Below are 25,820 nucleotides of genomic sequence, written 5' to 3'. Positions count from 1 at the left end.
TGTGGCAGGTGTGACCGGGGGACTCCAGGGGCCGTGGTACCGCATTCAGGCGATCCTGTCGCCCGCGCACGCCGCGTCGGCGGAGTGGGACTTCGTGACCGTGCTGCCGGCCGTGCTGTCCGCGGCGCAGGGCCGGCGGCCGTTCGTCGTGGGCTGGATGTCACGCGGCGGCGGGGCGCCGCTCCAGCTGATCACCAACGCCGGTCCGCTGCACCTCACGCACGACCGGCAGCAGGGGCTGCTGTTCCCGCACGGCGCCCGCGGCGTCCCGATCGGCGATGAGTGGCTCGACGACGCCGCCGCGATGACGTGGACCCGCTGCCCGGCGCGGCTGGCGCCGCCGCTGGCCTCGTCCCGCGCGGACACCGGCCCGAGCCTGTTCGAGTCGACGCTCGTGACGCTCATGGACCGGCCGTTCGGCTGGCTCGTCATCGCCGAGCAGTGCGGTGAGCAGGTGCTTCGCGACCAGGTCACCGACCTGCAGTACGAACTGCAGATGCGCCGCCGGGGCGACGACGAGCTCGCCGTCGAGCGCCTCGAACGCCGCCTCGCCGAGCTCGACGCGTTCCAGGAGGCCGGCCTGTGGAACGTCCGGGTCCTCGCGGGCGCCGAGTCGGCGCAGGCGCTCGAACAGATCGCCCCGGTGCTCGTCGGCTCGGTGGAGCTCAGCCACCACCCGTACCGCCTCCGCTCCGGCGCGCGGCCCGTACGCTTCCACGAGGCCGTGCACGTCGACACGCAGGACCAGGACCTGCGCTCGCCGTTCGCCGCGACGGCGGGCGCCCTGTCCGCGCTCGCCGGGCTGCCCCGCCGCGAGGTGCCGGGCCTGCGCGTCCTCGACGCCGGCTACTTCGACGTGACCTCCGAGGTCGGCGCCGAGACCGCGGCCGACGGGCCCGGGGTCGGGCTCGGCGCGATCCTCGACGGCCAGGACCGCCGGGTCGGGACCTTCACGGTGCCGCTGCAGACCCTCAACCGCCACGTCTTCGTCACCGGGTCCACCGGGTCGGGCAAGTCGCAGACCGTCCGGCACCTGCTCGAACAGCTCACCCGCAGCGGCATCCCCTGGCTCGCCATCGAACCGGCGAAGTCCGAGTACGCCGCGATGTCCGGCCGCGTCGGCGCGCCGGTCACCGTCATCAACCCCTCCGACCCCTCCGCGGTGCCCCTCTCGGTGAACCCGCTGGCACCCGAGCCCGGATACCCGGTGCAGGCGCACATCGACATGGTCCGGGCGCTGTTCCAGGCCGCGTTCGACGCGGAGGAGCCGTTCCCGCAGATCATGTCGCAGGCGCTGCAGCGCGTGTACGAGGCGAACGGCTGGGACGTCGTCACCGGCCGGGGCCGGCCCGGCTCACCGATCGAACCGGCCGTCCCGACCCTGGAGCAGCTGCAGAACGCCGCCCTCGACGTCATCGGCGACGTCGGCTACGGCAAGGAGCTGATGGCCGACGTCCGGGGCTTCGTCGACGTACGGCTCCGGTCGCTGCGCATCGGCTCGGCGGGCCGGTTCTTCGAGGGCGGCCACCCCGCCGACATCCCGGGACTGCTGAGCCGCAACGTCGTGTTCGCGATCGAGGACATCTCCAACGACGAGGACAAGGCCTTCCTCATCGGAACGCTGATCATCCGGATCGTCGAGCACCTGCGGCTGCAGGCCCGCAGCGGGCGCACGCCGAGCGGCCTCGGCCACGTGATCGTCATCGAGGAGGCGCACCGCCTGCTGCGCAACCGCGGCGAGAACAGCGCCGGAGCCCACGCCGTCGAGCTGTTCGCCGGAATGCTCGCCGAGATCCGCGCGTACGGCGAGGGCATCGTCGTGGCCGAGCAGATCCCCACCAAGCTCGTCCCCGACGTCGTCAAGAACACCGCGCTCAAGGTCGTCCACCGGCTGCCCGCCCACGACGACCGCCGCCTCGTCGGCGCCGCCATGAACCTCGACGACCATCAGTCCCGCGAGGTCGTGTCCCTGCCGCCGGGCGTGGCCGCCGCGTTCGCCGACGGCATGGACCGCCCCGTACGGATCCGCGTGCCGCTCGGGCAGGACCGGGAGCGCGTGCTGCCCGGTCCCGTTCCGCCGGTCGCGGGCCGCCGGTCGGCCGCCTGCGGGGAAGAGTGCCGCGACGGCCGGGCGTGCTCGCTGTACGAGCTGCGAGAGGCCGACCTGCTCGCGTCGGACGCCGCGTGGGCGTGGCTCCGGGTGTGGGCGGACGCGCTCGTCCTGGCCCACGTGGCCGACCGCACGGTGCCGGCCGTACCGGCCGACCTCCGCCTCGAATGGGCGGCGCAGCCCGCACGCCTGCGCGAGTGCGCGCTCGCGACCGTCCTCGACCGCGCCGTCGGCCGTCGCTCGGAGGCGCTCCGCACCGCGTACGCGCCGGAGCGGCTCACCGCCACCATCGCGGGCGTCGCCGACCGGCTGCTCGGTGGGGAGACGGGCCTGGCGGGCGTCCGGCCCGGCGCCGAGTGGGTGATCCCGCAGCTGCGCTGGCTGCACGAGATGGACCGGTTGTTCCCGGCCGGGCAGGGCGTGCCGGACAAGTACGCCCCCGCGCCGCCGCTGGACCACGAGCTGCCGGGGCTCCGGGAGCCCGCGGAGCCGCTGTTCGGCCACCGGGTCCGCGCGCTGCGCCGGCACCCCCTCTCGATGGCCCTGGACGCGAACCGGCCGATCGCCCGGACGGCGATCCTCGGCGGCGACGACCACGCCGAGTTCGACCGCGACCTCGCGGTCGTCGCGATCGGCGTCGACGCCGGCGAACGCCTCCGGCACGTCGCGGACACGATGCGGGCGGCCTGGCTGCCCCACGTCCTGTCCTGGCCGGAGCGCCTCATCGCGCGCCTCGCCGACGCGGACGGTCCGCCGCCTTTCTCCGGCTGACTCTCGATGTCACGATCGGGGATCATCTCCCGGCTTCCGCCCGGAACCGGCGGCGAGGGGTGTTTACCATCCCCGCATGGTGGCGGAGTCGGTGCGGATCGAGGGTCATTTCCAGCACGCGCGGCGGGGCGGGATCCCGCGCCGCATGACCGACGCGACCCGGTATCTCTGCGCCGCCGCGTATCTCGACGAGCGCTTCTGCCGGAAGGTCATCGGCGAACTCGTCGACGCCGAGCACCGCGCCGTCGTCCCGTCGTACGGCTTCGACGTCGGACCGGTGATCTCGCACTCCCTCCGCGCGCGTCGGCTGCAGCTCATCCGTGACGTCACGATCTGGGCGCTCCTGATCGGATCCCTGCTGATCAGTCCGCCCGCTCTGCTGACCTACTTCTCGCTGGCCCTGCCGTTCGCCGCCGTCCGGCTCGTACCCTGGCGACGGTTCGACTGGCGCCGACGTTTCAAGATCGCCTGGGCTCTGGCGGCGTCCTACTTCATCTTCTGGCTGCTCACCCAGGGGCTGGTCCTCGCCTGGTTCATCCTCGCCGGGTTGGCCTCGACGAACTCGTCGATGACCGATGGGTCGCCGATCGTGCCGGCGAACGCCGAGGGGCAGGTGGCGCTGTACCTCGCGTGCACCTTCCTGCTGGGGCTCGCGATGCTCGGCATCCCGTTCGGCTGGCAGGTGCTGGTCTTCCGGAACATGCGCACGGATCTCGCGCCCGGAACCCCGACACCGCCGCTGGACGTTCTCACCGAGCGCGTACGGCACCACGCCCAGCGGCTGGTCGACGCCCAGGTCGGGAACGTCACCCTCTACTCCGGCGGCAACCCCTTCCTCGGCTCCGGGGCGCCCGACTCCCCGTGGGCCAGGGCCTGGTCGATCGTGGTGGAACTCGACCGCCCCGCCACGCCGGACGGAACACCGCAGGCCATCGACCCGGTGGCACTGCATGAGCACGTGCGCCGCCGGCTCATGGCGATGAGCGAGGAATGGCCGACCGCTGAGGACGACCGGCCGGACCGGTCCGACCCACGCCTGCGCCTCCCGGCGAACGAACGGATCGCCGGGCTCAACATCGACTACCACGTCGTGGCGCGCGGCGTCTGCACGCAGTACCCGCGGCCCTCCGAGCCCGGCGGAGACCTGCCGGACTACGCCGGTCATCCCCTGATCGACGGATCGGCGAGGGTGCCGTACTCCAAGGCGACGGAGGCGTCCCGGGAGTCGATCATCCGGCATCCCCAGGGCGGCGTCCGCTGTTACCAGCGCGTCACCGTCGGAGCGGAGGGCCAGGCGGTCCGCGACGCCGCCGGGCGGATCATCGCGCCCGCCGAGGACCAGGACATCGTCGTGTCGGTGTTCATCTACCTCGCGGTGGAGGGGCACATGCTCTACGCGCAGTTCGTGGCCGACGTACTGCCACCCATCCGCCGGGAGTATCACCTGATCGACCACTTGGCCTCGTGCACCGATGCGGCGCTCATCGGGCTGGCGGTGCGGCACCGTTGGCTCGCCGCGCTGAGCGATGGTGTCTTCGCGCCGTTCCGGGTGATCCGCACGCTTGCCCAGATGGCTTTCGCCCGGCTCCGGGCCGACCAGCGCCCTGAGCGCTTCACGGCGTACGACTACGGCGCCCGGCTGAGCGTACGGGAACTGGCCGCCGAGGACACGCTCCCGACGTACCTGCAGGTCCTCGACGCGCACAAGTACTCCCGGCTCATCGAGCGGCGGCTGCACGAGGCCGTGCTCGACCATCTGCAGAGCCACGACATCGACGTGTCGGCGTACCGCATGCAGGCCAACCAGATCATCGAGCAGAGCGTGATGATCAATGGCGGTAACTACGGCCCGATCAACACCGGCTCCGGCACGCAGGACAACCGGGGCATGACGACCAACTAGGAGAGGAAGGCATGGGCGACCTCAACATCAGCGGTGGCAACCAGGGGCCGATCAACACCGGCTCCGGCACGCAGGACAACCGCAACATGACCATCGGCGTCGCCGGGTCCCCCGCCGCCGAGGACGCGCTGACGCGCCTGGAACGGCTGCTCGACGAGCACGCGCCGCGGCTCGAGGAGGGCGATGAGGCCCGCGCCGACCTCGATGACGTACGGGATCAGGCCCGAAAGGAGAAGCCGGACGAACGACGCCTCGCCGACACCCTCAAGCGGCTGTCCGAACGCGTCGCGGCGGTCGGCGCGCTGGCCGTCGCGGTGAAGGAGGTCGCCGCCAAACTCGGCGTCCGCCTGCCTTGACGGCGTGCCCTGCGAGCCGGTCCCTGACGGCTCCCTACAACTCGTTCCACTGGTAGGTGGGCAGGCCCTGGCTCTGCGCGATGGGGTTCCACAGCGCGACGACCCGGCGCTTCGCCGGTCCCGCCTCGTCGTTCGCGGCCATGGCGGCGTCGTGGTTCGCGGACTGGGGAAGGTCCTCCCCGTCGCATCCCTGCGTCTGCGCCTCCTGGGCCCAGGCGAGGTAAGCCTTGTCGGCGTCCAGCGAGCTCGTGTAGGCGTCGATCATCGCCTGCTTGAGCTCGGCTCCCCCGGGCAGCCGGTCTGTCGTGACCTGCCGGACTTGCGTGAGTTCACCCTGCCGGTCTTGGACGACCTCCTGGAAGACCGGGATCGCCGCGACGAGGTCGTCGCAGGTGGTAAGGCTGACGGACAGCCTGTCGTGGGCGTCCTTGCCCGCGCTCAGGATGGCGTTGACCGCGTTGGCCTGCCCCGGGGAGTCCGACGGCGACTCACCGGCCTCCGGCGACGACTCGCCGGTCCCCGGGCTGCTCGGTTGCCCGGTCGGGAGTGCCTCGCTGGGCTCCGGGCCCGTACGTCGCGTTGGCGCCGGATGAGAGCCTTTGGGTAGGGCGAGCCCGAGAGCCAGGCCGACGGAGGAGACGGCGACGAGTCCGGCGGTCACCACGGGAACGACCCACCGCCTCCGCCTGCCGTCCGGGGCCTTGCGGTGCCCGTGCCGCCGCCGGGCGGCCGTGTCCCATGCGGTCGGCAGAGCTTCCCACGGCCGGATGCCGTTCTCCTCGCCCCAGGAGGTGTCCGGGAGGGAGCCCGGCTCGCCCCCGTCTTCGGCGAAGCCACCCGGGGGCGACGCCGTACGCTCTCCGGCGAGCCCGGCTTCGATCGGTGGCGTTAATGCGTCGAGCGGCGCCTCGGCCCGCTTCTCCTCTGCCGACCCGGTGCCGACCGGTTCGGTCTCGACCGGCGCGGATTCGACGGTCTCACCGTCCTGCGGTTGGAAAGGACCGCGTTCAGCCGGTCTCTTCAGCTCCGGCGGTGGGGCCTGGCCGTGCGGTGGGATCTCCGGTCCCGGGTGCGGATCGATCGCGGGGAGGGACGCCCCGCAGCGAGTACACGTCGGACGCCCTGAAGGCGTGTGGCTGTCACATGCCGGACACTTCATCCGCTTCTCCCTCCCAGGAGGAGATTCTGCCTAATGACGATCACGTATGGACCGTCGAAGGACACGCCTCGATCACGAAGTCGACCGATGACTGTCGGTGCCGTATCGGATACTCCTGGTCATGAGGAGATGGGCGCTCGTCGGGGCGGGGATCCTCGGGGCGATCTGTGCCGTCGCCCCGGCCGTGGGGTCGGGATCCCCTCGGAACGGCCTGCGGCGGTTGCCGCACACCGCCTCCGCGAGGACCGGAGGCGAGGCGGCCGGGCGGGAGCGCGACGGAACGGGGCCGGGACCGCCGCACGGCGCGCGGACGGCGCGCGTCGTGCGTGTCGTCGACGGGGACACGCTGGTCCTGCGGATCGGCGGCCGGAGCCGGCGGGTTCGGCTCATCGGGGTGGACGCGCCGGAGACCTGGGCCCGTCACGACTGCTTCGGCGTCCAGGCGACCCGCGCCCTCCGCCGGCTGACCCCGGCCGGCGCCGAGGTGCGCGTCGCGGCCGACCGGGCCCCCGACGACCGTTTCGGCCGCCGGCTCCTCCACCTGTGGACGAACAGGGGCGCCCTCGTCGCCGCGAGCCTCGTACGGAACGGCTTCGCCCGCGCGCTGGTCGTTCCGCCCGACACCCGCTACGCCGCCGTGCTCGGCGCCGCGGAGGCGGCGGCGCGCCGTGCGGGCGTGGGGCTGTGGGGAGCCTGCCGCTGATCGCGGGGCGCGCCGTGCGGGCGTGGAGCTGTGCGGAGCCCGCCGCTGATCCGAGGGCACGCCGCGCGGCCACGGGCTTGTGCACAACCTGTGGACAACCCTGGGCCTCCGTCTTCGCTCCCGGCCGGCGATCTTCGGTGGCAGGCGGTGGCCGGGTGTGGCCTGACTCGGGTGTTGTCGCTGTGCCGCTATGGACCTGAGCGCCGTGGCGGCTTAGCGTCCGGCCCATGTTCTGCTGTCGGCCCGGCCGCCGGGACCTGCTGCGCCTGAGCGTGATCCTCTCCGGGTTCTCCCTCATGCCGGTGATCGGTGAGACGCGGGCGCGGGCGTCCGACGTACGGCCGGTCAATCTCGAGCTCGTCACGCTCACCGAGACGAGCGCCGTCTTCACCTGGTACACCGGCGTCTCCGGGACGGACGACGGCCTCGGCCGGATGCGGCCCGCCGCGGCCGACGGCGAGATCCTGATCGGCACGCGGCCGGGACGGCTGACCCGCGTCGTCGGCGAGACCGCCCGTACGCCATACCACTATGTCGAGGTGACCGGGCTGGAGCCCGGCCGGACGTACTACTACCAGGCGCGCTCGGGAGGGCGGTCGGCGTCGCAGACCTCGGTGGCCGGTGCCGCCGGCACCCCTCTGGGCGGCGACACCTTCTCGTTCACGACGCCGCAGCCGCCGCCCGGGCGCTTCCTGTTCTCCATCGCGCTGTGCAACGACCTGCACCTGGGCGAGACCGTCGCCGGGCTGGTCGGCGGGCTGCCGTTCAAGGGGATCTCGCAGGCTCCGGGGCGGCCGCCGTACCCGAAGATCATGGCGGAGGCGATGGTCCGGGACGCGCGGAAGCGCGGCGCGACCTACCTTCTCGCGGCCGGGGACGTGTCCTCCGAGGCGGTGCCCGGCGACCTGGACGAGGCCAAGCGGATCCTCGACGGCTTCGGCACCTACCGCCGCGACTACCTCGTCGCACGCGGCAACCACGACCGCGCCCACGACGGCGACGCGTACGCCGCCTGCCGGGTCGGCGAGTGGCAGGGCCACGACTGCTTCCGCGACGTGTTCTCCGACGGGCCGACGTACTTCAGCCACGAGTTGAGCGGCCTGCGCGTCATCGGGCTCGACACCTACGACAAGGCGGGCAACGGAGGCGACGCGGGCGGTCTGTCCGAGGAGCAGTTCGCCTGGTTCGAGGCCGCGTTGAAGGCGCACAAGGACCAGCCGACGCTCGTGTTCGGCCACCACCCCCTGCTGTCCCTCGACGACCCGCTCGCGGCGGCCGGCGGCACTTCTCTCAACGTCGGGCAGACGGTCGCGGTCATGGCGGCGTACGAGCGGACGCCGGGCGTGTTCCTGCACCACGCCGGGCACACGCACCGCAACAAGCGCACGGTCCTGCCCGGCAGCCGCCACGTGACCCAGCAGGAGGTCGGCGCGACCAAGGAGTATCCCGGCGGGTTCAACCTGCTCCGCGTGCACAGCGGCGGCTACGCGCTGAACTTCTACAAGACCCGTGACGACCTCGCCAGAGAGTGGAGCGAACGCAGCCGGCAGGAGATCGACGGGCTGTGGCCGCAGTTCTCGTTCGGCCCGTCGGCCGCGGACCGTAACAGCGTGACCGCCCGCGACCTGTCCGGCCTGCGCCCGGCCCGCTGACGCGTGCGTGCGGCCTGCGGCCTTGCCGAGCCGTACGGCCCGCGGTCGGCTCGCGGCCCCTTCCGCGTTCGCGAACGGCCGCCGCGCGACCCGCGGCCCGCTGACGCGTGCGCGTACGGCCCGCGGCCGGCGGGCGGCGGGCGGGTGCCGCTCGCGGTCAGTAGACGAGGGCCTGGGCGCCTTCGGTCATGACCTCTTCGACGAACGTCGGCGCGCCCGCGATGCGGATGCCGGGCAGCACCTCGTCGTCGGTGATGTCCCGGCGCGCCGCGCACTGCGTGCAGACCGTGACCCGGCCGGCCGACAGGACGATCCCGAGCAGGTCCTCCAGCGGGGTCGCGTGCGGCAGCTCGAACTCCTTGGCCCGCCCGGGCAGTGCGAACCAGGATGATTCGCCGGTCAGCCAGAGGGAAACGGTGACACCGCTGGCGACGGCGGCCGCGGCCACCGTGAACGCCTGGTTGCAGCGCTCGGGCGCGTCGGCGCCCGCCGTCACCTTGATGACGAGTGATCGTGCCATATCCGGCACACTAGTCGCCCGGGCCGGAAACCGGCACGCGCCGCGAGATGATCAGTGGCAGCAGTGCGCTCTTCCCAAGGACCAGGTCCCCCAATTCGGTACGAGCGGCCCCCACGACCCGGAGCGGCTCACCGGCCACGACGAGGCGTTCCTCGACGAGGAAGCCGATGGTCCGGTCCCGGTGGCGCGGGCGCGGAGGGGCGCCCAGCAGCGTCGCGAGCCGCGCGGCCAGCGGTCCGTACGGCGAGTCCTCGAACTCCGCGAACGACGGCTCGGCCGGCTCCAGCTCGGCGCCGTGCGCGTCGACGCGTACGGCGGCGGTGTCACCGGCGACGTACAGCGGGCCGCTGGTCCGCTCCGCCGCCTTGAGATCACGGACGACCCGGGTCGGCCCGAGGGGGCCCGGCCGCCAGGCCCAGTACCGCTCGGAGACGGTGACGGAGTACCAGACGCAGGGCCGCCCCGACAGCGGCGCCGTGAGCGGGCCGGCCGGGCCGGCCACCGCCTGGCCGGTGACCTCGCGGGGCGCCCCTGGCGCGTTGCCGACGAGGGGTTCGGCGGCGCCAAGGGCCCGTCGTCGGCGCGCCTGGCCGATCTTCTTGGCCATCGCGTCGGCGCCCGCCTCGACTCCGGCCGTGATCAGTGTCATCAGCGCGTACAACCGTCCTCCTCGAACCCGGGACCATCAGACGCGGCGGGGACGCGATCGGTTCACCCGTTGATCAACTTCACCGCGAGCCAGATCAGGCCGCCGGCGATGACCGCCCCGCCGAGGATGTAACCGCTCAGGAAGCGGGCCCGGAGCGCCGACGACAGTGCCTCCTCCGACCGCGTCGAGATGAGGAACGGCCCGGCGGCGGGGTCGCGCATGACGAGCCGCCCGTCCTCCGCCGCCGCGGCGCCGAGAACGTACATCGGCTGGCCGTCCGAGATGATCCACTCCTCGTAGCGGTGACCTTTCACGTTGCTGAAGTTGACCCGCAGGCGCAGGCCGAACAGGTTGACGTCGCGGCCCGCCGGTTCGTAGTGCGACAGGGATCGGGCGACATGGTCGACCGACCGGCCCTCGTGCACCACGGTGATCTCCCCGGTCGCGTCGCGGACGCTGAACGGCGCTCCGTACGTCTCGTCGTGCACGGTCCGCTCGCGCGTCGTCGTCACCGTCTTGCCGTCGCGCTCCTCATGGTGCTCGTAGCGGACGGTCACCTTGGTGCGGTGCCAGACGCACGGTCGCCCGGAGAACGGCGCCGGGACCGGACCCTGTGGCCCGGGCGCGGCGGTGCCCTTGACCTCGCAGGTGACGGGCCGGTCGTACTCGGCGATCTCGGCGCAGGTACGGGTCGGCGTCGCGGCCATCGCGGCGTGCCTGCGCTGCTGGACGTACGCCCAGATGAGGAGCACGACGCCGGGCAGAACAACGATCAAGGGGATCAACACGCCGCTACCTCCGGGGGGTCATTCCGGGCATCATCCTGCGTCGCGAGCGGGTGTCGCCGCCCGCGCGGGGGCCACTACGCTGGCCGAACATGGAACCTGAGCTGCATCCCGACCTCGAGCCGTTGGCGTTCCTCCTCGGAGACTGGGAGGGCGCCGGGGTCGGCGGCTATCCGACGATCGAGAGCTTCCGTTTCGGACAGGAGATCTCCTTCAGCCACATCGGCAAGCCGTACCTGATCTACACGAGCCGCACCTGGCGGTTGGACGATGAAGGCAACCTCGCGGCTCCCCTCGCCCGCGAGACCGGTTACTGGCGCGCGCACCCGGGCGGGAAGGTCGAGCTCGTCCTCGCGCACCCGACCGGCATCGCCGAGATCTACGTCGGCCAGGCGGCGTTCAACCGGGTGGAGCTGGCCACGGACATCGTGGCGCGCACCGAGACGGCGAAGGAGTACACCGCGGGCAAGCGGCTGTACGGGCTGATCGGTGAGGATCTGGGCTACGCGTACGACATGGCGGCGGAGGGACAGGCCCTGCAGTCGCACCTGTCGGCCCAGCTCAAGCGCGTGTCCTGAGAGTCAAGGGGGAGCCGGGCCCGGCCCGGCTCCCGAAGCCGGCCCGTCGCGGGATCCTCGGGAGGCCCTGCCGGGCGACCGCCCGGTGAGCCGGCCCGCCCGGAGAGCCGCCGTCGACGGTCCGGTGAAGCCGCAGCGGGTCGTCCGGAGAAGTCGTAGGGGATCGTCCCGGAGAAAAGGACAACCCCCGGGCTGCTCCTGCTGTCGCAGGGGTCGACAGGACTGGGTCGACCGGCCCGGGGGTCGGGTGTCTGCCTGGTATTCGCCGGCCGCGTCCTCGGCCGGTCGCCTCACCCGCTTCGGGGCGGGGCTGAGGGGGGACAGCGGCTAACGGACAGCCACCTCACGAGTCCTCGTACTATGCATACTTTCGGACCACCTCCTTTCCCGCTTAGCCCGCAGATTAGGTCGCCGCCGAGCCGAAGGCAAGTCGATTTTCCGGACGTTCCGTCCGACCGGTCATCCGCGAGGCCCGGCGGGACGGCGGCCGGGGACATAAACTCGGCGTCGTGGCGGAACCATGGCACGAGGAGCTGAGGGCGCGGGGCTATCGCGTGACCCCGCAGCGCCAGCTCGTGCTGGAGGCGGTCACCGCGTTGCGGCACGGCACCCCCGAGGAGATCTGCACCGAGGTGCAGCGGACCGCGCGCGGCGTCAACATCTCCACGATCTACCGGACCCTGGAGCTGCTCGAGCAGCTCGGGCTGGTCAAGCACACCCACCTGGGGCACAAGCCGCCGACCTACCACCTGGCCACCGAGGCGGACCACGTCCACCTGGTGTGCCGGGGGTGCGGCGAGGTCTACGACGTCACGCCGGCCGTCGCGAAGGGTCTGGTCGACGTCCTGGAGCAGGACTACGGCTTCGAAACCGACGTGCAGCACCTCACGGTCTACGGCCGTTGCCGCGACTGCCGGACGACGTAGTCTTGCGGTCATGGACAGCCCGCTGCTGAGCACGCCCGGAGCCGTACCGGCCGATCCGCCGGACGAGGGGGTCGCCGCGCACTACGGCGAGCCGTTCGCCGAGCAGCGCGCCCTGGAGTCGGGCGCGGCGATCGTCGACCGGAGCAACCGCGGCGTCGTACGGATCGCGGGCGCGGACCGCCTGCGCTTCCTGCACAGCCTCACCAGCCAGCACCTGGAGGCGCTGCCGCCGCACACGCCGACCGAGGCCCTGCTGCTCAGCCCGCACGGCCACGTGGAGCACCACCTCGTCCTGGTCGACGACGGTGAGGCGGTCTGGGTGCACGTCGAGCCGGGTGCGGCGGCTGAGCTCGCGCGCTTCCTGGACTCGATGCGGTTCATGATGCGGGTCGAGGTCACCGACGAGTCCGACGCGTACGCCGTCGTGACGCTGACCGGCGCGGAGCCGCCCGGGGACGCCCTGGTGACGACGGACGGCCTGATCGTGCCCCGCAAGGATCTGGAGCGCGACTGGCAGGCGCGGCCGGCGGGCCTGTGGGCGTACGAGGCGCTGCGCATCGCCGCGCACCGGCCCCGGTTCGGGCTGGACACCGACCACCGGACGATCCCGCACGAGGTCGGCTGGATCGACGTGGCCGTCCACCTCGACAAGGGCTGCTACCGCGGCCAGGAGACGGTCGCCCGCGTCCACAATCTCGGCCGCCCGCCCCGGCGGCTGGTGTTCCTGCACCTCGACGGCAGCGTCGACCGGCTGCCGGCCCACGGCGAGCCGATCGAGGCCGGCGGCCGTACGGTCGGGTTCGTCGGTTCCGCCGCCCGCCACTACGAGCTCGGGCCGATCGCCCTCGGCCTGATCAAGCGGAACGTCCCGGTCGACGAGCCGCTGCTGGCCGGTGGGGTCGCGGCCGCGCAGGAGGTCGTCGTCCCGCCGGACACCGGAGCCAACGCCAAAATCGATCTTCGACGCCGATAAGTCCGTAAATCGCCGAGAACCGGATCATGATGGGCGGCGCACATGGCAGGGTTTTCTCCGTCGGACGAGACATCGACGAGGAAAGATCACATGGGGCGACGGCGGCGGCGGGTGCGCGAACCCGGCTACGTCTGGTGGATCGGAATCGGTGTGCTGCTGGTGGCCGCCGTGCTGCTGACATCGTGGCGGCTGGCGCTCATCGCGCTGCTGTGCTGGTGCCTGTATGAGTTCTCGCTCGTGCCGACGACCTGCCGGGTGATGACCCGGCAGGGGTTCGCCTGCCACGAGCCGATCCGCGGGCGCCTGTTCGCGTGCTCCGCCGCGCACCAGCAGGTGAAGAACGACGCGCTGTGGGGCGCGGCGCGGCTGCCCAACCCGTTCCGGCGGGAGAGCGCCCCCGACCCGAACCGCGACACCGGGATGGTCGTCTACTCCCCGACCGTCCGCGCCAAGCTGGCGGAGAACGACCGGAACGTCCTGGCCTTCGCCGCCGCCGGCACCCTCATCGCCCTGATCGCCGCCCTGGTCGGCTTGAGCTCCTAGGCTTCGCGCGAGACAGCGCGGTGCGGATCGGTCGACGTCCCACGCCACAGTCGCTGCCGCGAATGCCACGTCAGGTATCCGTATCCTTCGGATGTCGTGGTGAAGCGTAGACGAGATAGACGATTCGTTTGTTCTGATCGACGAGGTACCGTACGCGACCGCCCGCGGTGACCTCGTACTCCCATTGCGGGTACTCGGCACCAGCGAGGATCGCCGTGGCCAAGCGGCCGCGCAACCGGTGCTGTCGATCAGGATCACGCGAGGAGAGCGGGTTGCTTCGTAGCGCCTCGTAGCATCGCCGAGTGTTACCTGGAGCCTCGTTACACAGCTCCGCCCAGCCCTTGGCCGCGTCGTTGGTGGCGAAGCGGAGGCGCCACTCGTCGCCGACCGGCGGTGGCGCGACGTCGTCGCCGCGTTTCGGGCTCACGGCTCAGGAACCTCTCCGAAATCTTCCCCGGGCAGGGGCGCCGTGAGCTGAGCGGTCAGTTCTGGATCGGCCAGAATCCGTGCCGTGGCGCGCCATTCCACGATGACACGATGCAGGCTGGCATGTACGTTCAGCTCGGCCGCGTCACGAATGGCATTCACAAGATCGACGACGAATTCGCGCACCTCGGCAGCCGAAAGGTGTCGCACCCAGGGGAACACCTGCGGAAGGGCAAGCAGGACGGCGCGAGCTCCTTCGTCGCTGCTGATCAGCGCGGTGAACAGGCGGGTGGTGACATCCGCGGTCTCTTCCCGCTGCCGGTCGTGGTGTTCGGTGGTGAGGTACAGGTCCTCACCATCGCGTCGTGTGACGTGCACGCGCTGAGCACGCTCGACGGTCTCGGCGACCCGCTTGGAGTTCTTCGACAGCTCGGAGAACGAAACGACAGGAGTTGACACAGCCACAGACTAGTTCGGAATATGTTCCGAAGTCAACCGGTCCCGTTTCTCCTCCCTACGGCACTAGCGGAACCACCACAGCCCCATCGCGTCACGCCCGCGAACCCCATGGAACTTCCTGATCAAACCTCGAGGATGAGGGTGATGGGGCCGTCGTTGAGGAGGGAGACCTTCATGTCGGCGCCGAAGGCGCCGGTCTCGACATGGGCGCCGAGGCGGCGCAGCTCCGCGACGACCTCGTCGACCAGGGGCTCGGCCACGGGGCCGGGGGCCGCCGCGATCCAGGACGGCCGGCGGCCCTTGCGGGTGTCGCCGTACAGGGTGAACTGACTGATCACGAGCAGCGGCGCGCCCAGGTCGGAGCAGGACGCCTCAGGTGCCCCCTCCGCCGCGCCGTCGAACACCCGCAGCCCCCAGAGCTTGGCCGCGAGCCTGCGCGCCTGCTCGGGGGTGTCGTCGTGGGTCACGCCCACGAGGGCCAGGAGACCAGGTCCGTCGATGGCGCCGACGACGCGACCCTCGACGGTCACGTCGGCCCGGCTCACACGCTGAACGACCGCTCGCACGCCCCGCATTCTGCCGTACGCGCCCGACGCCGTCGGCCGGCAGGCGGCTTTGCTAAAGATTTTCTCGCCAAAGCGCCTCTAGTCTTGAAATCATGCTGTCCATGGCCAGAACGCTGATAACAGTTGCGCCGACCGGGGCCGAGACCGACAAGGCCGACGCCCCGGCGCTGCCCGTCACGCTCGACGAGCTCGTGCAGACCGCCAAGGAGTGCGAGGCCGCGGGCGCCGCCGTCATCCACGTGCACATCCGGGACGCCGAGGCCCGGCCCACCCTGGACCTCGCGCGGCTGCGGGACACGGTCGCCGCCCTGCGCGCGAGCACGAACCTCATCGTTCAGCTGTCCACCGGCGGCGCGGTCACCGACCCGTACGAGGACCGGCTCCGGGTCCTGGACGCCGAGCCGGACGCCTGCTCGCTGACCTGCGGCACCGTGAACTTCGGCGACGACGTCTTCATGAACCCGTGGTCGTTCATGGTCGAGCTGTATCGGCGGACGCAGGAGCGGCAGGTCGTGCCGGAGTTCGAGCTGTTCGACCTCGGCCACATCGCGTCGCTGCACCGGCTGCTGGACAAGTACGGCCCGCCGTACGGGGGACACGTGCACTGCGACCTGGTGATGGGCGTGCCGGGCGGGATGCCCGGGGACGCCCGGACGCTGGTCGCCGCCGTCGAGGCGCTGCCCGCCGGGGCCACCTGGGCGGCGACGGGGATCGGCCGGACGACCCTGCCGGTGATGTACGCGGCGCTGGCGGCCGGGGGCCATCTGCGCGTGGGCATGGAGGACACGCTGACGTACGCCAAGGGGCGGCCGGTGACGGCCAACGCCGAGCTCGTGGAGCGGGCGGCGACCCTCGCGCGGATCGCCCAGCGCGACCCGATGCCGGCCGACGAGGCGCGGTCGTTCCTGGGCGTCCGGCCACGCCCCGACCGGCCGTAGGCTCCAGCCGGCCACGCCCCGACCGGCCGTAGGCTCCCGGCCGGCGACTTCGCGACCCCGCTTGCCGCTGCGCGAGCACGCCTGCGTACGCTCCGAAACATCCCCAGTACACCGCCGACCCCCCGAAGAGAGAGCATGCACCCCGTCCTCGTCGAAGTGGAACGTTCCGGTTTCGTGGAGTCCCGGCACCGGGGCTCGGTGGCCGCGCTCGCCGTCGACGGCTTGCCGGCGGTCACCATCGGGTCCCCGGACGACCCGGTCTTCCCCCGCTCGGCCAACAAGCCGATGCAGGCGGTGGCGATGGCCCGCAACGGCCTCGCCCTCGAAGGCGAGCTGCTCGCGCTCTCGTCGGCCAGCCACTCCGGTGAGGACTTCCACGTCGCGGGCGCCCGCGAGATCCTCGCCGGCGCGGGGCTCACCCCGGACGACCTTCAGTGCCCGCCGCAGTGGCCCCTGGACCTGGAGGTCGCCGTCGGGTCCGAGAAGTCGCGGCTGCGGATGAACTGCTCAGGCAAGCACGCCGCCATGCTCGCCACCTGTGTGGTCAACGGCTGGCCGACGGGGTCGTACCTGCACGTCGACCACCCCCTGCAGGTCGCGATCCGGGAGACGGTCGAGGAGCTCACCGGCGAGCGGGTGGCGGCGACCGGCGTGGACGGGTGCGGCGCGCCGCTGTTCGCCGTCTCGCTGACCGGTGTGGCACGGGCGCTGCGCGCGATCGTGACCGCCGAGCCGGGCACGCCGGAGCGGCGCCTGGCGGACGCGATGCGCGCCCACCCGGAGTGGACCTCGGGCACCCGGCGCGACGAGTGCCGGCTCATGGCCGCCGTGCCGGGCCTGCTGGTCAAGTGCGGGGCGGAGGGCGTCGACGCGTTCGCGCTCGCGGACGGGCGCGCGGGCGCCATCAAGATCGACGACGGGTCGATGCGGGCCCGTACGCCGGTGACCGTGGCGACGCTGCGTGCCCTCGGCGTGGAGGTCCCCGACGAGCTGGCCACCGTCCCCCTGCACGGGGGCGACGTCATCGTCGGCGAGATCCGCGCCGTGGGGATCTAGTGCCGTGTCAAGCAACGTTGGTCGTGTTGTGACTGTGTTGGTTGATCCTCGCTGTGGGCGAGCGACTCCCTACCGGGGTGGTGGGGCGGGCCTCGGCCGGCCAGGGGACCCGTTGGCGGTGCCGTGATGGGGGCGTCGTCTGGGGTCACGCCGTGCCGGCCTGGCACCGGGCAGGTGCCGTCCGGCTCGACGGTGCGTGATCACCACCGGAAACGGGTTCCTCTTCGTGGTGATGGGTCCGCCCATCGTGCGATGGGCGATGTTGGCGCCGCCGACCAGGTCGCGGTGCCCGCTGAAACCACAGTTTGTACAACGGAAGCGGCGGCCGGCGGGTTTGGGAACCCGCCGCCCACAGACCGGGCAGGTCGAAGACGATCCGCGCTCATCGACCAGCTCAAGACGGATCCCGGCCTGCTCGGCCTTGTCCTTCAAGCAGCGGATCAGATAGCCGGGCCGCCAGTCCCGCAGCCGCTGGTTGTGCCGCCGCCCGGCCTTGAGCTCCAGCACACCGCGCGGGTCGCCGACCCGCAGCGTCCCGATCCGCCGTGTAACGGCCCACTCGATGACCTGTTTCGCGGCCTCGTGCTGAGCCTGTTTGATCCGGCGCTTGTGCCGGGCCTCTAGCCTCCTTTGACGGGCCCGGTACTTGCGCCACCGCCGCGAACCCGCCTGCCCCGGTTTGGGCGCTCGCTGGGCGACGGCCCGGCGGCGGTATTTGGTGTCTTTGAGGTGCAGGTGGGCTTCGGCGCGCAGCGCCCGCCCCGAGATCAGCAGGCCTTCCCCGTCGGGTCCGGCGACCGCGTACGGGTGGATCACTCCCAGGTCCACGCCCGCCACACGCTCGGGATCCGGCTCGGTCCCGGGCGGGTAGGTGGCGACGGGAACCTCGGCGGTCACCTCGACGAACAACCGGGCGCCCTCGTTGAGCAACGTGACCGACCGGACCTGCCCGGCCGGGTAGGGCACCTCCCGGTCCAAGTGCACCCACAGCGGCGGGCGGCCCCGGGCGACCGCCAGCCGCAGGCGCTGTCTGTCGATGGTGAAGCTGCCGTGGCGGAACCGCACCGGCATCAGGCGGCGTTTGCGGCGGGGGAACCGGGCGGAGGCGTCGCCGTCGGTGCGGCGTTTGGCGGCGGCGAACCAGGCGTCGCTGTAACGGCGCAGGATTCCTTCGGCGCAGGGGGAGTTCAGCTCACCGAACGCCCCGGGCCCGGCCTGGTGCAGCTCCCGGCACAGCTGCTGGAAATTGGTGATGGCAGCCAGCCCACGCTGGCGCCGCCACCGGTTCATGTCCAGGACACAGGCCCGCACGTCCCCGGCCGCGACCAGCAACCCGAAACACCGCCGCCGCTGCCCTAACGTGACGCGCAGACCGACCCGGGCAGTGCGCACCACCACCCGGGGAGCGTCAGGATCGACACGTCGAGGCACGAGGTGATTACAGCAGGTGCCTACGACAAAACCCGGGCCCCAGGAAATGCGGGGGCGACCAGGTCGACGATTCCGGAGAATGGCCGATTAGGCGAACAAGGTTGTTTGACACGGCACTAGGCGGGATCGGCGGTGGGGATCCGGAGGCCGGGGGTCAGGACAGGCTGCGGAACTGCCGGGAGGCGGAGATCGCGCCGGAGGCGGCGAGCGTGAAGCTGCGGATCGACTCGGCGAAGTTCGACAGGTCCCACTCGGCCGGGCCCTCGTACCAGTAGAGGTTGTCGGAGGGCCCGCTGTTGCCCGCGCCGACGTCGGCCACCGTGTGCGCCCAGCTCTGGACGACGTCGAACACCACCGCGTACGGCAGGTAGTGCGAGAAGAGCGCCACCCGGTGACCGGCGGGCGCGTCGGGGACGTCGCCGCGGAACAGGTGCGCGCGGAACCCGAGCGTGTGCGCCAGCACGGTCGCGCCGCGGGTCGTCTTGGCCGGCATGTACTGCCCGCCGACGGCCAGCGCGGCACCGGCGATGATGACGGCCAGGCCGATCAGGGCGAGGTTCGTGTAGACGGCCAGCACGATCGTGCCGATCACGCCCAGGCCGGCCAGGATCATGCCGATGCTCGTCCAGCGGGTGCGCTCGGAGTCCGGTCGCCGGGCGAACCAGCCCTGCCGGACGACGTCCTCGTACAGGGCGCTCCGGACCGCCGCGAGCTGGTCGGCGAAGGTCCCGCCGAGCTCGGACAGCGCCACCACGTCGCGCCCGGTGAACAGGGCGTCGTACAGGATCCGCTCGTACGGCAGCAGGTCGTCCGGCGCGCGCCGCAGGCGGCGCAGCTGCCAGTCGATGCGGCCGTACGTCTCGCGGGGCAGCTCCTCGATCAGGATGTAGCCGCGCACCGCCAGGTCGATGATGGTCGCGGTCACGTCGACGACGTCGGCCTGTTCGTCGATGAGCGTGCCGATCTGGCCGGGCCGCACGCCGTCCGGCGGGGCGAACCCCGCCGAGTCGAGGGGCGCGTGGTCCCCCTCGGCGGCCTTCTTGTTGACGATGCGCGCGTCCCTGCCCCGGGTGACGTAGAGCAGGCCGACCCCGCCGAGCAGGAGGACGAGCAGGCCGAGGAGCGTGCCGCCGGTGAGCCCATTGACGGTGAACGCGGTGGTCACGGTGTGCCGCTGCTCGATGATCGGGCCGCCCTTGGCGGTGCCGGGCGGGTACCCGACCATGACCGTGACGTACTCGCCGGGCTGCAGGTCCGCCTGCCGGAACTCCGCCTGGGTGTGGGTGTGGTTCGTGAAGAACTGGGTGCAGCCGATGGTGCTCGACAGGTCGCCGGCGAAGCAGTTGAGGTTCTGCACGACGGCGCTGGAGTCGACGGTCACGCGGGTCTGCGCGGCCGGGACGTGCCAGCCGCCCGCGGCCACCCAGTTCAGCTGCTCGCCGGTCCGCAGGGTCGTCATCGTGCCCTTGACCGTGTAGGAGAGCTGGGCGGTCCGCCGCCCGGCGCCGCCGCCTCCGGAGACCCGGAGGACCGCGCGGTCGCCCTGGTTCGTCAGCGTGCCGCCCTTGACGTCGCCGACGTCGTACCGGCGGTCCTGGCGGTCGTCGAGGTGCTTGCGGCGGATGAGGGTCCGCGCGGGCGCGGCCCCTTCGTAGGTGACCGTCTCCTTGACCTGGAGGGTCCCGTCCGGCGTGACCGTGATCGCGACGGTGTCCTTGACGACCTGCCCGGACGCCGCCGACGCGGGGGCCGCGCCGGTGAGGAGGCCGGCGGCCATGAGGGGAGCGGCGACGAGGGGGGCGATCAGAAGCCGCGTGCGAACCAGCATGGCCCCGCAGCGTACCGGTGAAGCGGCGGCGTCTGCGTGACCTGCGGCACTGACGGCCTTGTGGAGAAGGCCGGAAACGCTCCCGCGAAAATGATCGGCCTTTTCGGTGATATGCGATGATTCTCGTCGCGGTCGCCCCTCCCGCGCGGAGTCCGGCGTGCCGGTCTCAGGGGGAGGAACGTACAGCAGTGGTAGGTCCCTATCGGCGGCGTCCGCCGGGTGGCCCGGAACCGCAGGGCCCACCGTCCCGGTTGTGGCGCCGGCCGGCACGGGATCTCGGTTACCTGCCACCGCGCCGTCCGCACCGTCGGCGGCGGAGCGCGGCCGGCACGGTCGTCGGCGTGCTCGGCGTGCTCGGCGGCGTCGCGGCCCTGTGCACGGCCGCGATCGTCGGCTACTCGCTGGCCGGCCCGGAGCACCCGGCGCCGGGGACCGGCGCCGGCGACGACCTCACACGGCCCGGCAGCCGGCAGGCCGCGCTCGACGGCCCGCTGTACCGCAGCGGCGCGCTCGACCCGGTCGACTGCGCGCTGCCGCGGATCCGGGAGCACGACGAGGACTCGATGCGGGCGTTCCTCGACCGGCTGACGGACTGCCTGGACGACGCCTGGCGACGGCAGTTCGCCAAGGCGGCCGTGCCGGACTTCACCGCGCCGCAGCGGGTGTTCTGGAGCGATTCGGGCAGCAGTCCCTGCGGGTCCTACCCGGCCCCCGGCGCCGCGGCCTTCTACTGCCCGGCCAACGACACGCTGTACGTCGGCCTCGACGACGTCGTGCAGACGGCGGGCGGCGAACCGGTGTCGCACTACGGCGTGTACGCCCGGGTGATCGCGCATGAGTACGGCCACCACGTCCAGGAGGACGCCGGGATCCTCGAGTACGGCCACGGGCTGATGACGTCCGCCGCGGCCGCCGCCACGAGCCACGAGGTCAGCCGCCGCATCGAGCTGCAGGCGCAGTGCTTCGCCGGCGCGTTCCTGTCGGCGGAGCGCGACAGCATCCCGGTGACCTCCGAGCAGTACGACGCGGTCCTGGACGACGCGCGGGCGCGCGGTGATCACGGCGGGCCCGCCGACCCCCGCGACCACGGCTCCGGAGCGCACTATGCGGGCTGGGTGGCCCGCGGCTACACGCAGCACGTCCTGTCGTCCTGCAACACGTGGACGGCTGCCCCCTCGGACGTTTCGTGACAGGAGGAGAGTGATGGCTGGACCCGGCTCATGGGGACCCCCGCCCCGGGGTCACGGCCAGGGCTACGGAGGCCCCCAGGGCTACGGCACCCCGCAGGGCCACGGCGGCCCTCAGGGCTACGGCGCGCCCCAGGGTTACGGGCGGCCGCCCGGGCACGGACCCGAGTACGGCCCGCCGGGCCCGCCGTCCGGGCCGCCCCGGCCGCCGTACGGTCCCGGATACGGTCGGCCGCCGTACGCCGCGCCCGGTTACGGGTACGCGCCGCCGCCCCGGCGGCGAGGCGGCGGGGGAGTGCGCGCCATCGGCGTGCTCGGCCTGCTCGCGATCGTCGGCGTCGGCGGAGCGATGGCGCTGAAGCTGACCGGCAGGCCGGCGTACACGCCGGTACGGCCGCCGGTCAGCGCGCCGACCGCCCCGTCACAGAGCGCCGCCGACAGCCCGCTGTACAAGGTCGGCCGGTTGCCGTCGGCCGGCTGCCAGGGCCGGCAGATCACCCAGGGCGACCCGGCGTCCTTCCGCGCGTTCCTCGACGGGACCACCGACTGCCTGGACAAGGAGTGGGGGGAGGGCTTCGCCCACGCGGGCCTGAAGTTCACCGCGCCGACCCGGGTCTTCTGGTCCACGCCGGGGTCGAGCCCCTGCGGGACGTACCCGTCGCCGGGCGTCGCCGCGTTCTACTGCCCGAGCAACGCCTCGATCTACATCGGCGTGACGGACGCGCAGAAGGCGGCCGGCGGGATGCCCGTGCGCTACAACGTGGCGTACGCCCGGGAGGTCGCGCACGAGTACGGCCACGCGATCCAGGACCAGACCGGGATCCTCGACTACAGCCAGCGGGCGCGGTCCGAGGCGACGACGACCGAGGGCCGCAACGCCGTGACCAAGCGGAGCGAGCTGCAGGCCCAGTGCCTGTCCGGCGTGTTCATGAGCTCGGTGAAGGGGACCTTCCCCGTGACGCCGGAGCAGTGGGCGGTGGCGCTGCGGGACTCGTACGAGCGCGGTGACGACGGGCGCCCGGCCGACCAGCGGGACCACGGCACGGACGCGCACTACCGCGGCTGGGTGCAGCTCGGCTACAACCACGGCACGACGTCGGCCTGCAACACCTGGGCGGCCTCGCCCACGGCGGTGAACTGACCTTGCCGGTCTCCCGGCTTTGTCGTCACCGGCTCGAGGCCGTCATTCACCGCCTTGTCGTCGAGGTACCGCCGTCGGCTACCGGCGCGGGCGGCTGGTCCCAGATTCGCGGGTGGCCGGTTCGGCTGATGTCGTCCCGCGGTGCTGGTCGCGCGAGCGCAACGCCTGTGAGAGCGCGTCGACGGTCACGCCCACTATGGCCAGGAGCTGCGCCGGGCTCGCTCCGGCTCTGCTCATGACGGCGAGAGACTGGTTCACGGCCGCCACGTGGTCAGCGAAGGCATCGGCGTCCTGGTCGGTCAATCGGCCGGCCTTCAGCGCGGCGCGTAGACGCAGGCGCTGGACGCCCAGCGCCTCCTTCGCGTGCGCCGCGACGGCCGGGCTCAGCACCGGGATCGCCATGGCCGACTGGGCGACCAGGCATCCGTCCGGCAGTTCGGGATCGGCGATGCGATCGAGGGTGACGTCGAAGAACGCGCGAACGGCTGTGAGCGGGTCTGAGGCCGCACACGACAGGGCGGCGTCGTACCTGTCGCCGTAGCGCGCGGCGTAGCGATCCAGGCAGCGCAGGAAGAGGGTGTCCTTGTCGCCGAGCGAGGAGTAGATGGAGCTGCGGTTCAGGCCGGTCGCCCGGGACAGGTCGTCCACTGAGGTGTCGGCGTAGCCGGCGCGCCAAAACTGGATCATCGCGGCGTCGAGTGCCGTGTCCATGTCGAACTGCTTCTTGCCTGCCACGTGGCACTTCCTTGCCGGTGTCGATGTCTCGGGCTGTGCTGCGCACCATTCTATCTTGAACTGATCAGTTCAAGATGTGCTAGCCTCCCGAACATGGTCCTGGCCACGCGTTCCCCACACTTCGCGACAGCGCGACGAGCACACCCCGTACTCCCAGCCGCCGCCGTCGTCCTCATCTACACCGTCGTCATGGCCGGCGGGACGCTGACCATCCCGCTCTACGTCCTGTGGGCGCCGATGTTCGGTTTTGGACCCGTCACCACCACCCTCGTCTTCATCGCCTACGTCATCGGAGTCGTCGGCACGTTGCTCGTGGCCGGTTCACTGTCCGACGCGATCGGTCGCCGTCCCGTCCTCGCGCTGGCGCTCACGCTCACAGCGCTCAGCGCCCTCGGCTTCGCGCTCGCCAACGGCCTCACCATCCTGCTGATCTCACGGGTCCTCAGCGGCACGGCGACCGGCCTCATCACCGCAACGGCGACGTCGTCGATCGCGGAGATCGTGCCCGGCCGCAAGACCGCAGCCGTGCTGGCCACCGCCGCCAACGTCGGCGGCCTGAGCCTGGGCACCATCGCCGCGGGCCTGCTCGCGCAGTTCACCCCGGCGCCGACCCGCACCGTGTTCTGGTGCTACCTGGTCGTCTGTGCCGTGGCGGGCATCGCCTGGCTGACAGTCCCCGAGACTTCACATCGAAGGACGCGCCGGCGGCCGCGCGTTCGCCGACCGGCACTTCCCGCCGGTGCGAGCCGGGTTCACTCGTTTCTCGCCAGCGGTGTGCTCGTCGCCGCGTCCTCCGGCGTGAACGGCTTCTTCTCGTCCCTGGTCCCGGCGTTCCTCCGTGACGACCTGGGCATATCGAACCTGGCCGTCATCGGCGCGGGCGTCGGAGCCCTGTTCATCAGCGCACTGCTGGCTCAGATCATCGCACCGCCGGCCCTCCTGCGACGTAGCACCGGGACAGCCGTGCTGGCCATCGGAATGGTCGTCATCGAGGCGGCGCTCTGGATCCACTCCGCGCCTGTCTTCATCGTCGGCACCGTCTTCGCCGGGGCGGCCGTCGGGATCCTGTTCCGCCATGGCCTGGGCGTCACAGACGCACTGTGCGATCCCGGCAACCGGGCCGAGCTCAGCGCAACGTATTTCCTGTTCGTCTATTCCGGGCTCGTCGTCCCCGTCCTGCTACTGGGCCTCATCGATCAGGCCGTCGGGACCCGGATGTCCAGCACCACGCTGGCCGCTCTCGTCATCTGCACCGCGCTCGTGGGCCTGGCCCTCGGGCGAAACACCGAACCGGCACACCCGACACCGATGGAGGATTCCCGTGACTGACGCTGCGACCACCGCTCGGCATGGCTCCGAAGCCGACCCTGTCCGCGACCTGCCCCTGCACGACCTGGACGGGTTCACCCACCGCTGGGTCGACGCGGACGGCGTCCGCCTTCATGCCGTCGAAGGCGGCCGGGATTCCGGTCCGGCCGTTGTCCTGCTCGCCGGATTCCCGCAGACCTGGTGGGCCTGGCGAAAGGTCATGCCCCGCCTCGCCGGCCGGTTCCGCGTCATTGCGATCGACCTGCCGGGCCAGGGCCACTCCGAGCGCCCGGAGCGCGGCTACGACACCCACACGGTCGCCGCGCACGTCCACGCCGCCGTGAAGGCTCTCGGAGTGCCGACCTACTGGCTGGCCGCCCATGACATCGGCGCCTGGGTCGCCTTCTCCCTCGCACTTCAATTCGAGAGCCAACTGCGCGGAGTCGCCCTGCTCGACGCCGGAATCCCCGGCATCACCCTCCCCGAAGCCATTCCCACCGACCCGGATCGGGCGTGGAAGACCTGGCATTTCGCGTTCCACCTTGTGCCCGACCTGCCCGAGACGCTGCTTGCCGGCCGCGAACGGGACTACGTCGGCTGGTTCCTGAAGGTGAAGGCCCTCGCTCCCGACACGTTCGACGACGCCGAACTCGACCACTACGCAGCGGCCCTCGCCGTCGACGGCGGCCTCCGCGCCTCCCTCGCCTACTACCGAGACGCCGCCGAGTCGGCGCGCAAGAACCACGAGGCGCTCAAGCGGCAGCACCTGACCGTCCCCATCCTCGGAATCTCCAGCAGCCACGGCTCCATCCCGGACATGGCGGCCTCCATCAGCCCATGGGCCGACAACGCCACCGGAGTCAACGTGCCCGACGCTGGACACTTCATCCCCGATGAGCAGCCCGAAGCCGTCGCCGCCGCCATCGCCGATTTCGTCGGCGACGGTGACTGACACCGGTCGAACCTGTCCGACCGCGCACCGCCCCGGTCCGCGCGATGGGTGCCGGCGGCCGCCACGCGGCGCAGGTGGGCGGTCCAAGAACCACCACCTGATCGACGTCCGGCGGGTCATCGGCGGGCCGGGGCCGGTGTCGGCCGGGCCGGCCCAGAGCCCCGG

Annotated in this window: 25 protein-coding genes; 15 read left to right on the top strand and 10 right to left on the bottom strand. The window is 71.9% G+C overall.

The annotated features are described in order from the left end of the window. Position 1 precedes the first annotated feature (1 nt). From NDW01_RS10255 to NDW01_RS10245, 3 genes are all read left to right on the top strand, one after another. On the top strand, positions 2–2,881 hold the full coding sequence (locus NDW01_RS10255; protein WP_252819200.1) for an ATP-binding protein: 2,880 nt from the start codon (positions 2–4) through the stop codon (positions 2,879–2,881). Between the two features lie 76 nt (positions 2,882–2,957). Continuing rightward, positions 2,958–4,784, top strand: a complete 1,827-nt coding sequence (locus NDW01_RS10250; protein ID WP_252819198.1) for a hypothetical protein — start codon at positions 2,958–2,960, stop codon at positions 4,782–4,784. 11 nt (positions 4,785–4,795) lie between these two features. After that, on the top strand, positions 4,796–5,140 hold the full coding sequence (locus NDW01_RS10245) for a DUF5955 family protein (protein ID WP_252819196.1): 345 nt from the start codon (positions 4,796–4,798) through the stop codon (positions 5,138–5,140). 34 nt (positions 5,141–5,174) lie between these two features. On the opposite strand, the gene NDW01_RS10240 is transcribed toward NDW01_RS10245, so the two are convergent. Further along, positions 5,175–5,801 (bottom strand): hypothetical protein, encoded by a 627-nt coding sequence (locus tag NDW01_RS10240; RefSeq protein ID WP_252819194.1) that lies wholly within the window; start codon positions 5,799–5,801, stop codon positions 5,175–5,177. 619 nt (positions 5,802–6,420) lie between these two features. Between NDW01_RS10240 and NDW01_RS10235 the strand changes: the two genes are divergently transcribed. Both NDW01_RS10235 and NDW01_RS10230 read left to right on the top strand, forming a co-directional pair. After that, entirely contained in the window at positions 6,421–7,002 is a 582-nt protein-coding gene (locus NDW01_RS10235) for a thermonuclease family protein (RefSeq protein WP_252819193.1), read from the top strand. 227 nt (positions 7,003–7,229) lie between these two features. Then, the gene (locus NDW01_RS10230; RefSeq protein ID WP_252819191.1) at positions 7,230–8,654 is read left to right on the top strand and encodes a purple acid phosphatase family protein; all 1,425 of its coding nucleotides are present in this window, start codon (positions 7,230–7,232) and stop codon (positions 8,652–8,654) included. A 157-nt stretch (positions 8,655–8,811) separates the two neighbouring features. Here NDW01_RS10230 and NDW01_RS10225 read toward each other — a convergent pair whose 3' ends face one another. The 3 genes from NDW01_RS10225 to NDW01_RS10215 all read right to left on the bottom strand — a co-directional run bounded on the left by NDW01_RS10225 (position 8,812) and on the right by NDW01_RS10215 (position 10,611). Next, positions 8,812–9,174, bottom strand: a complete 363-nt coding sequence (locus NDW01_RS10225; RefSeq protein WP_252819189.1) for a DsrE family protein — start codon at positions 9,172–9,174, stop codon at positions 8,812–8,814. A 10-nt stretch (positions 9,175–9,184) separates the two neighbouring features. Further along, positions 9,185–9,823 carry an E3 ubiquitin ligase family protein gene (locus tag NDW01_RS10220; protein ID WP_252819187.1) on the bottom strand — a complete coding sequence of 213 codons (639 nt, stop codon included), beginning with the start codon at positions 9,821–9,823 and terminating at the stop codon, positions 9,185–9,187. A gap of 62 nt (positions 9,824–9,885) precedes the next feature. Further along, positions 9,886–10,611 (bottom strand): E3 ubiquitin ligase family protein, encoded by a 726-nt coding sequence (locus NDW01_RS10215; RefSeq protein ID WP_252819185.1) that lies wholly within the window; start codon positions 10,609–10,611, stop codon positions 9,886–9,888. An 89-nt stretch (positions 10,612–10,700) separates the two neighbouring features. Here NDW01_RS10215 and NDW01_RS10210 point away from each other — a divergent pair, with 89 nt between their 5' ends. The 4 genes from NDW01_RS10210 to NDW01_RS10195 all read left to right on the top strand — a co-directional run bounded on the left by NDW01_RS10210 (position 10,701) and on the right by NDW01_RS10195 (position 13,628). Further along, entirely contained in the window at positions 10,701–11,186 is a 486-nt protein-coding gene (locus NDW01_RS10210) for an FABP family protein (protein ID WP_252782433.1), read from the top strand. Positions 11,187–11,695: 509 nt separating this feature from the next. After that, on the top strand, positions 11,696–12,112 hold the full coding sequence (locus NDW01_RS10205; protein ID WP_252782431.1) for a Fur family transcriptional regulator: 417 nt from the start codon (positions 11,696–11,698) through the stop codon (positions 12,110–12,112). A 10-nt stretch (positions 12,113–12,122) separates the two neighbouring features. Further along, positions 12,123–13,085 carry a CAF17-like 4Fe-4S cluster assembly/insertion protein YgfZ gene (gene ygfZ / locus NDW01_RS10200; RefSeq protein WP_252819183.1) on the top strand — a complete coding sequence of 321 codons (963 nt, stop codon included), beginning with the start codon at positions 12,123–12,125 and terminating at the stop codon, positions 13,083–13,085. 90 nt (positions 13,086–13,175) lie between these two features. Then, a complete protein-coding gene (locus NDW01_RS10195; RefSeq protein WP_252819181.1) occupies positions 13,176–13,628 on the top strand; it encodes a hypothetical protein in 453 nt (150 codons plus the stop codon). A 70-nt stretch (positions 13,629–13,698) separates the two neighbouring features. On the opposite strand, the gene NDW01_RS10190 is transcribed toward NDW01_RS10195, so the two are convergent. The 3 genes from NDW01_RS10190 to dtd all read right to left on the bottom strand — a co-directional run bounded on the left by NDW01_RS10190 (position 13,699) and on the right by dtd (position 15,079). Further along, a complete protein-coding gene (locus NDW01_RS10190) occupies positions 13,699–14,055 on the bottom strand; it encodes a hypothetical protein (RefSeq protein ID WP_252819179.1) in 357 nt (118 codons plus the stop codon). After that, on the bottom strand, positions 14,052–14,513 hold the full coding sequence (locus NDW01_RS10185) for a hypothetical protein (RefSeq protein ID WP_252819176.1): 462 nt from the start codon (positions 14,511–14,513) through the stop codon (positions 14,052–14,054). The genes NDW01_RS10190 and NDW01_RS10185 overlap by 4 nt, the downstream gene beginning before the upstream one ends. Before the next feature lie 122 nt (positions 14,514–14,635). Then, positions 14,636–15,079, bottom strand: a complete 444-nt coding sequence (gene dtd / locus NDW01_RS10180) for a D-aminoacyl-tRNA deacylase (RefSeq protein WP_252819174.1) — start codon at positions 15,077–15,079, stop codon at positions 14,636–14,638. A gap of 101 nt (positions 15,080–15,180) precedes the next feature. On the opposite strand from dtd, the gene NDW01_RS10175 reads away from it, so the two are divergent. Together NDW01_RS10175 and NDW01_RS10170 are read left to right on the top strand one after the other, a co-directional pair. Beyond that, entirely contained in the window at positions 15,181–16,017 is an 837-nt protein-coding gene (locus NDW01_RS10175) for a BKACE family enzyme (protein ID WP_252819172.1), read from the top strand. A gap of 135 nt (positions 16,018–16,152) precedes the next feature. Continuing rightward, a complete protein-coding gene (locus NDW01_RS10170; protein WP_252782424.1) occupies positions 16,153–17,073 on the top strand; it encodes an asparaginase in 921 nt (306 codons plus the stop codon). A gap of 69 nt (positions 17,074–17,142) precedes the next feature. Here NDW01_RS10170 and NDW01_RS10165 read toward each other — a convergent pair whose 3' ends face one another. Further along, positions 17,143–18,471 (bottom strand): RNA-guided endonuclease InsQ/TnpB family protein, encoded by a 1,329-nt coding sequence (locus tag NDW01_RS10165; RefSeq protein WP_252819170.1) that lies wholly within the window; start codon positions 18,469–18,471, stop codon positions 17,143–17,145. A gap of 187 nt (positions 18,472–18,658) precedes the next feature. Further along, positions 18,659–20,332 (bottom strand): DUF2207 domain-containing protein, encoded by a 1,674-nt coding sequence (locus NDW01_RS10160; protein ID WP_252819169.1) that lies wholly within the window; start codon positions 20,330–20,332, stop codon positions 18,659–18,661. A gap of 341 nt (positions 20,333–20,673) precedes the next feature. On the opposite strand from NDW01_RS10160, the gene NDW01_RS10155 reads away from it, so the two are divergent. Both NDW01_RS10155 and NDW01_RS10145 read left to right on the top strand, forming a co-directional pair. After that, positions 20,674–21,522, top strand: a complete 849-nt coding sequence (locus NDW01_RS10155) for a neutral zinc metallopeptidase (protein WP_252819166.1) — start codon at positions 20,674–20,676, stop codon at positions 21,520–21,522. A 13-nt stretch (positions 21,523–21,535) separates the two neighbouring features. Continuing rightward, a complete protein-coding gene (locus NDW01_RS10145) occupies positions 21,536–22,660 on the top strand; it encodes a neutral zinc metallopeptidase (protein ID WP_305883766.1) in 1,125 nt (374 codons plus the stop codon). A gap of 78 nt (positions 22,661–22,738) precedes the next feature. Here the strand turns inward: NDW01_RS10145 and NDW01_RS10140 are convergent, their stop codons facing one another. After that, a complete protein-coding gene (locus tag NDW01_RS10140) occupies positions 22,739–23,395 on the bottom strand; it encodes a TetR/AcrR family transcriptional regulator (RefSeq protein WP_252819164.1) in 657 nt (218 codons plus the stop codon). Positions 23,396–23,488: 93 nt separating this feature from the next. On the opposite strand from NDW01_RS10140, the gene NDW01_RS10135 reads away from it, so the two are divergent. Both NDW01_RS10135 and NDW01_RS10130 read left to right on the top strand, forming a co-directional pair. Beyond that, positions 23,489–24,724 (top strand): MFS transporter, encoded by a 1,236-nt coding sequence (locus NDW01_RS10135; protein WP_252819162.1) that lies wholly within the window; start codon positions 23,489–23,491, stop codon positions 24,722–24,724. Further along, positions 24,717–25,655: an alpha/beta fold hydrolase gene (locus NDW01_RS10130; RefSeq protein ID WP_252819161.1), complete on the top strand. Its 939-nt coding sequence runs from the start codon at positions 24,717–24,719 to the stop codon at positions 25,653–25,655. The genes NDW01_RS10135 and NDW01_RS10130 overlap by 8 nt, the downstream gene beginning before the upstream one ends. The last annotated feature ends 165 nt before the right edge of the window (positions 25,656–25,820 follow it).

This window comes from Actinoallomurus soli (genome assembly GCF_024055715.1).
In the GTDB taxonomy this organism is placed as follows: Bacteria; Actinomycetota; Actinomycetes; order Streptosporangiales; family Streptosporangiaceae; genus Actinoallomurus; species Actinoallomurus soli.
This window is presented reverse-complemented; position numbering and strand designations above follow the sequence as displayed.